Genomic DNA, 6,000 nt, shown 5'->3' on the forward strand with positions numbered 1-6,000 from the left:
CATGAACTCTGTCTCGTTAGTGATAATCCCCAATGTAATGGCCATTACAATGCAAATAGGGATGGCAGATTTTCTTGTTCGGCGTGAAAATATAAGCGCTGAGCAAACTATTTCTCCGAAAACCGTAGTCCAGCTTAAGACCAACAGAAATGATGTGACCCAAGCAGGAAGGGTTCGCTGGATTCGAAACGAGTATCGTTTGCGTCAAATACTCACCCGATAACCAACGACCTCCTAAAAGCTTTTGGATGCCGGCGTAAAAATAGACTGATAGAGACAGTAGCCGGATCAAATGGCAAAGCGTTCCGTCGGTCATGAGCTTGGTGGGCTGAATTGATTGGGATGACGAATGGGGCGGATCAATGGGACGCGATGGACAAATGAGAAGCAATATCAGCACATAGAATTCGATGTATTTGTGGTTGCCCGTTTCCGGAAAGGCGTTCTGCACGAAATAGAGTTGTAGGATAAGTGTGGTGAGGATAGCAACGGGGGCCAGACGCCAATGAATTGATAAAAATACGCAGGTGATCATGACGCCGCGTACCAGTTGTATTCGGACAGGGTCGGCTTCTGTCCATGAAAGCTTCAGGGTGAAAAGCGCAATGTGAATGATGAAAAAGAACCGAAACATCGTTGTCGAATTCATCGGTACTGGAGAGGACAGTTTTTCGACTATTCGATCAAGGTTTTTCATTAGGCCTTGCAAGAGTTCAGATATTCAGGCTGTGGAAGATAAAGAAAGTAATGAGCTGGGCTAACGCAAGTAAAAATAAATTTGCGCTAAGGAGTCAATCTTTCTGCCGAGAACTTTTGATGAAATTCTTGGGCTGTGATCGAGTTAGCATCGACGCTGCTTATTGCGGGAATTGCTGCATGGACGTCTGATTGCGATTTGTTTGATGTTTGACGCTTATCTCGGATCAGGAAATCCGCCAAACCGCGTTCTGTTTTGCGATCTGAATTAGCCGCATCGTTTTCATTGCCGAGAGTTTGCTGCGCTTGATGCAATGCTGTTGGGATATCGGCTCGTTGGCCCGCTTCGATGGCTTCAATACCAAATTTCTCAGTGGCCTCAATTAAAACCACGTTTTGTTGCAGCAGATAGGAATGAATCGTTGTAATGTTCGGTTCGCGGTTTTCCGTAGTTGAATTGCTGTCCTCGAAGTCGAGTTGAATGACTCTATCCGCGAGGGAGGATATTCGTTCGACGGATGATTTGTTGGCAACAAGAAAGGTAATATGGAATCCACGCGTTCTCAAATCGTTAACGCTTGCCAGAATTGAAGAAACAGCAGCTGAATTTTTGTCACTGTAAGGGTCGGGACAGCAGATCAGCGCGTGAGGACGAACGGCTTCGATCGCTCTTTGAGATCGACTGGGGACATCGAAGATTCGTAAAGTATCATCGCCATAGCAGGTGACGGCAATTCGCGTGCCCGACGGATTGCTGTCAATGCCATGAGGAAATGAGACTCCCGGGTGACATTCAATGCATTCGAGTGAGGAAGTTTTGACGTTCAGATGAAAAAATGAGACCTGATCTGTTCCCTGATCACAAGCTGCCAGCTCGTAAGAATCATCGTCGATTTGTTTTACAAATGTACATGATTCGATTCCGGCGCTTGCGGTGTAAATTGCGATAGGGTCTTCGTGGATGTATCCCATTTCGGAATCAAATCGGTACACGGAAAACCGACATCCCGACAAAGATTCCTGACCCTTTTTGATCTCATTCGCATGGACGATTGCCGCGAATCGACCATCTGGACTAATTGCGACTGATTTGGGAGTGAGAGGAGAGACTGGAGCAATAAATGTCTGGTTAAGCTTGGCCTTCCTTTGTGAGACATCAAACACCTGAACGGATCCGGTAAGGATTTCTGTAAAGATCAAAAAACGTGAGTCAGGTGTGAAGGTGATACCGTGTGGAATCGCACCCTTCCGCAGTGTCTGGTGATACGGCATTACTTGCATCGTTTTCTGATCCAGACGATGAAGGGTAGTCATCGCTTTTCCTGGAGGGGCGTGCGTAACCGCTGCGAGGGTGCCGTTAGGACTTACGGCGCAATCTTCGGGTTGCGCAAAGGCATGATCTTGGTGGTGGATTTTTTCAAGCCTCAGATCCGTTCCTCGATCGAGGTTTCCGTGAAGCTCGTAGATGCGCAGATGGCCACCATAAAAATTGGCAACCGCTAGATAGCGTTCGCGAAACCAGGAGACACCCGTGCACGTTGCAAGCCTAGTCCGACCACCCGCCATGTACCGCGGAAGTGTTGCAGACTCCGGACGGTCCAAAACTGAGTTCTCCGTGCGGTGAGCCAAGCGTTCAATGAAGCCGGTTGCATCGCTGTCGGCTTTCAAAATTCGAAGCAGGCCGGAAATCGGAGTCCGGTCTCCAACCGTTTCTTCAATGGAACCAACAGGCACCTTTTCGGACCATTTGCCGTTTAAGGTGATGTGGAGTTTCATGGCCTGGTGGCTTGTTAGAATCCTCTCGCCACAGGAGATAATAAAGTTTTTGATCATCAGATTAAGTTGAAACCGGATTGAGAATTCGCTGAAACGTTAGAAATGCTGATGCGTGTGCACTTGCTTATCCTTTTCCCACTCTAATTAAATTGCTTGAGCGTTTCCTTAGTCCTTTGTGATTTCCTTTGGTGTTGTGGAAATTGTCACGGTAGTGATGTCAAATGGGCTGAACGTCGACTCGGGGTGGCTTGTCGGATTTTTTCCTGCTTCGTCATGCAGTGTGGCAAAAAATGTTGTCTTTCCGATGTCGACGTTTGAACATCTTTGGATTTGTATCGAATTCTATTCGAGTCTTTTGTCGTGCGTTGGAAGTCTCGGTTCAGCGTACCAACGCGCTGGTGATATCCGTTGACGAACGTTTCCGAAGTTTGTGTAAATCGAGCCAGGCTTCGAACGCCTTATTCGCAACATGGGAAAGGCTGCGATTCCCGGTCCGAGTATCGCAGGTCACGGTGAAGTTGTTACAGGAATCACGCCTGTCGAGACTGATTTTGACGCTTGTCGAAGCCCACTCAAGGAAGGGGAATTGACAAGCGCGGCCATTGTCGCGATGGTCTGGCTCACAAGACATTGCGAATACATCTTTGCGAACTATTAGGTCGCTAGAAAAAAAAAGCTGGTTGATTTATGCCGAGGCTAAGTATGCGCCCCCATCAGATCGCAACGAGTTGCAAAACCAACCGACCTCACATGAAAAGTACCAAGGTTTGCGGGTGATTAAGACTTAAGGCAAATACCCGAAGTGACGAGGGATGAATTGCCGCTGCACATCTTTCCCAGAAGCCAACTTGCTGCAGGCAAGGGTGGCCCCGCTGCGTGCGTGCGGTCCGACTACTGGGTTGAGGGCTTTATTTAACCCAAGAAAGCAAGACTAATGAAAAGAGTAACCAAAGACAACGGCCGAGTGGTCATCAACTACGGCGTGATTAGCATCTCCGAAGAGACAGCTGCTATTCGAGGGGCTGGGAAACCGACTGATACAAGCAAGATGCCAGTCCGCATGCCGAAAAGCATTGAAGACGCAGACCGCCGGGATGGAAAGATTGAATGAGTACTTTGACCAAGTCGGTAGGTCACCGGTGTCTATCGAGTACATCGACGACGGTCTCAAGATCACCTTCAAGAACGAGCATGACAGGTTCGTTGTCGGCTGTGTCCTCGTACACTGCGACATACGGGAAGATGGAAGCGTTCTCACTGTTGCTGACGTACTGCTCGCCGAATCGACATTAGCCCGAAACGCAACTTCATTCGGGAGAGTCCCGCACTATGTGTAGAGAACTCGAGTACTATGCCCGGCCAGACGACTCTCCAGTTCGTTGACAGCCAATCAAAATCCAACACGAGTCAAGCAGCTTTGCGGCGACGATTCCACCACGTACCAATACATCCTACCGTACCTAGCAAAGCTCAAGTGATCACCGAGGCCGGTTCAGGGACCGGCTCAGAGTCCGGGACCGTGATGACGGAGCTGAGCCCGTACAGAGCGTTGTCGATGTTCTGGGGAGCGAGTTGACCATCTAGCCAATCGCCCATATCGGTCTCACCGGGGTCGCCTCCTACGGTATCTGAGAATGCGGGTTGGCCCAACGGATAATCGGATGCATGCCCGCTCGATTGCGTGCCTGTCCAGACCATGGACATCGTAATGCCGTCCTGCCCTATGGAGTGTTCGATATAACCGTCCCACATGTCGACGAATCTTTCGGCAATCCTTTCTCCGTCAAGGTTATACACAGGGGCATCCACCCAAGCGTTATCGCGAGCGTCTACATAGTTGTAGGTACTGACGATGGCCGTATAGGTAACGCCGTCTGAAGTTCCCAGAATGGGGTAGAGTTCCGCGTCTGTCATCACGAAGTCGTTGTAGGTGGATATAGTGGGCTCAACCGCCGCAATGAAATTGGTAGTCACAAACGCCAATTGATATTTATCACCAGGATTCAAGCCGGCTGGCAGATAAACACTGGCGTTGCCCGTCGCTTGGAAAATAGATAGGAAAAAGGATGATTGCGGGAATTTGAAGTCGCATGATCGATTCCAGTGGGTCGGATCGTGGTACAGCCGATTAATGGCGACGTTGGGTTGTCTGGCGATGCTGGGAGTGTTTGGGTGAGATATCAACGAATTTCTGCCGCATCGCAAATCCAGCTTAGCATTGCCTGCCCTGGACGTAGCTAAGATCGATTGAACGACGACAGACATCAGCCCTGGTCAAAGCTGTCCAGCGAATCGTCAGGTACCACACCCTGAGATGGTACCTGAAAGGGTCGATTTCACCCCCTACCGTCAGAACCTCATTTTAAGCCTTGTATAGTAAGTCCAGACGTTTATTGATCTCTCGGAATTAGCGGTTGTGCCCATCAAGATTACAGGTTTGACGTCCCACAAATCGTCGTTGCTGCGGAGACCAAACGCCCAGCATCCTAGGCCCGCCGCCTGAAACGGAGCAAGAACAGTCCAGCTAATGCCATCAACGTAATGCTCGAGGGCTCCGGCACCGCAAAGGTAACGCTGCTATTTTCATATGTATCCTGAGTGATCAGGTAACGTCTAGGTCCGTAGAATGGGTGCGGGTTATCTCGGTCGGCGAATGCACAATTCATCTCATCACTCCAGAGCAAAACTTCTAGCTCGTAAGTGCCGGCGTCCTGATTTATCCAGCCCGTCACATCCGATACGTTGCACGTATGGTATGGCGGGTGACCGGTGTCGTCTGTCCAGAACCTCGCACCAGTATTAAACGAGTCACCTAACCTCCCAAACCACGCACCAACAACTTCTCCGGTCTCCGGCTTGAAGATGGTGGAGCCACGCAGATTAGATACGAGATCTCCACTGATGAAATTCATCAGATCAGCGTTGGCCGCTGTTGTGATAGCGAAGCACATGGCAATCGTGAGTAGCGTTCTCATCGTTTTCCCCGTCTTGGAATTGTGGTTACACGACATTCAGTACACCAGGATTACGCAAGGCTGTCCAGCAAAGCGGAGTGGATCTGTCGCAGGTTCCTTGGCTGGCAAAAGTAAATCACGTTGCCGCTGTCTGCAGCCCCGTAACTGTCTCAACAAACACGGATGAGTCGTATGCAGGAGGAGTTGATTGAGTCGTATGCAACAGTCTTGTCGCTGCAAACACACATCCATCGCATTGGGACGTTGTCGGCGGCGGCCTCCTTGGCCCAAGTTTGCAACGACTGTTTAACTAAGTACAGGCTTGGGACTGCAATGAGGATCGTCTTGGGCTTCAGGGTCTTAGCGATCCAGTACCCAGTGAGACTCTTTCCGGTTCCACACGGTGATATCAGTTTGCCGCGTTTTTCTTTTGGGTTGTTGAAATGTTTAACCGCGTTTTTTATTGCCCGTTTCTGATGAGGTCGTGGTTTTGCAGGCTTCGTCTTAACTTGGCGACCGGCAAGTTCGGATCGACATTTCCGGAAGAAATCTTCGTCGAGATCTCGCCATGTGT

Annotated in this window: 5 protein-coding genes; 1 reads left to right on the forward strand and 4 read right to left on the reverse strand. The window is 49.7% G+C overall.

Annotated features, from left to right (window positions below; translation table 11 throughout):
- Window positions 1-16 precede the first annotated feature (16 nt).
- Window positions 17-634 carry a hypothetical protein gene (locus P8N76_06450; protein MDG2381297.1) on the reverse strand — a complete coding sequence of 206 codons (618 nt, stop codon included), beginning with the start codon at window positions 632-634 and terminating at the stop codon, window positions 17-19.
- A gap of 149 nt (window positions 635-783) precedes the next feature.
- Complete coding sequence (locus tag P8N76_06455; GenBank protein ID MDG2381298.1) at window positions 784-2,472, reverse strand: SMP-30/gluconolactonase/LRE family protein; 1,689 nt, start codon at window positions 2,470-2,472, stop codon at window positions 784-786.
- 934 nt (window positions 2,473-3,406) lie between these two features.
- Between P8N76_06455 and P8N76_06460 the strand changes: the two genes are divergently transcribed.
- Window positions 3,407-3,583 carry a hypothetical protein gene (locus P8N76_06460; protein ID MDG2381299.1) on the forward strand — a complete coding sequence of 59 codons (177 nt, stop codon included), beginning with the start codon at window positions 3,407-3,409 and terminating at the stop codon, window positions 3,581-3,583.
- 359 nt (window positions 3,584-3,942) lie between these two features.
- Here P8N76_06460 and P8N76_06465 read toward each other — a convergent pair whose 3' ends face one another.
- Window positions 3,943-4,656: a hypothetical protein gene (locus P8N76_06465; protein ID MDG2381300.1), complete on the reverse strand. Its 714-nt coding sequence runs from the start codon at window positions 4,654-4,656 to the stop codon at window positions 3,943-3,945.
- Between the two features lie 302 nt (window positions 4,657-4,958).
- Window positions 4,959-5,447, reverse strand: a complete 489-nt coding sequence (locus P8N76_06470; GenBank protein ID MDG2381301.1) for a PEP-CTERM sorting domain-containing protein — start codon at window positions 5,445-5,447, stop codon at window positions 4,959-4,961.
- Between the last annotated feature and the right edge of the window lie 553 nt (window positions 5,448-6,000).

The sequence above is a fragment of the Pirellulaceae bacterium genome, from assembly GCA_029243025.1.
In the GTDB taxonomy this organism is placed as follows: domain Bacteria; phylum Planctomycetota; class Planctomycetia; order Pirellulales; family Pirellulaceae.

Excerpts from the sequence above, each read along its gene's own strand:
- P8N76_06450 (MDG2381297.1), bottom strand. The coding sequence starts at position 634 with ATGTTTCGGTTCTTTTTCATCATTCACATTGCGCTTTTCACCCTGAAG.
- P8N76_06455 (MDG2381298.1), bottom strand. The coding sequence starts at position 2,472 with ATGAAACTCCACATCACCTTAAACGGCAAATGGTCCGAAAAGGTGCCT.
- P8N76_06460 (MDG2381299.1), top strand. The coding sequence starts at position 3,407 with ATGAAAAGAGTAACCAAAGACAACGGCCGAGTGGTCATCAACTACGGC.
- P8N76_06470 (MDG2381301.1), bottom strand. The coding sequence starts at position 5,447 with ATGAGAACGCTACTCACGATTGCCATGTGCTTCGCTATCACAACAGCG.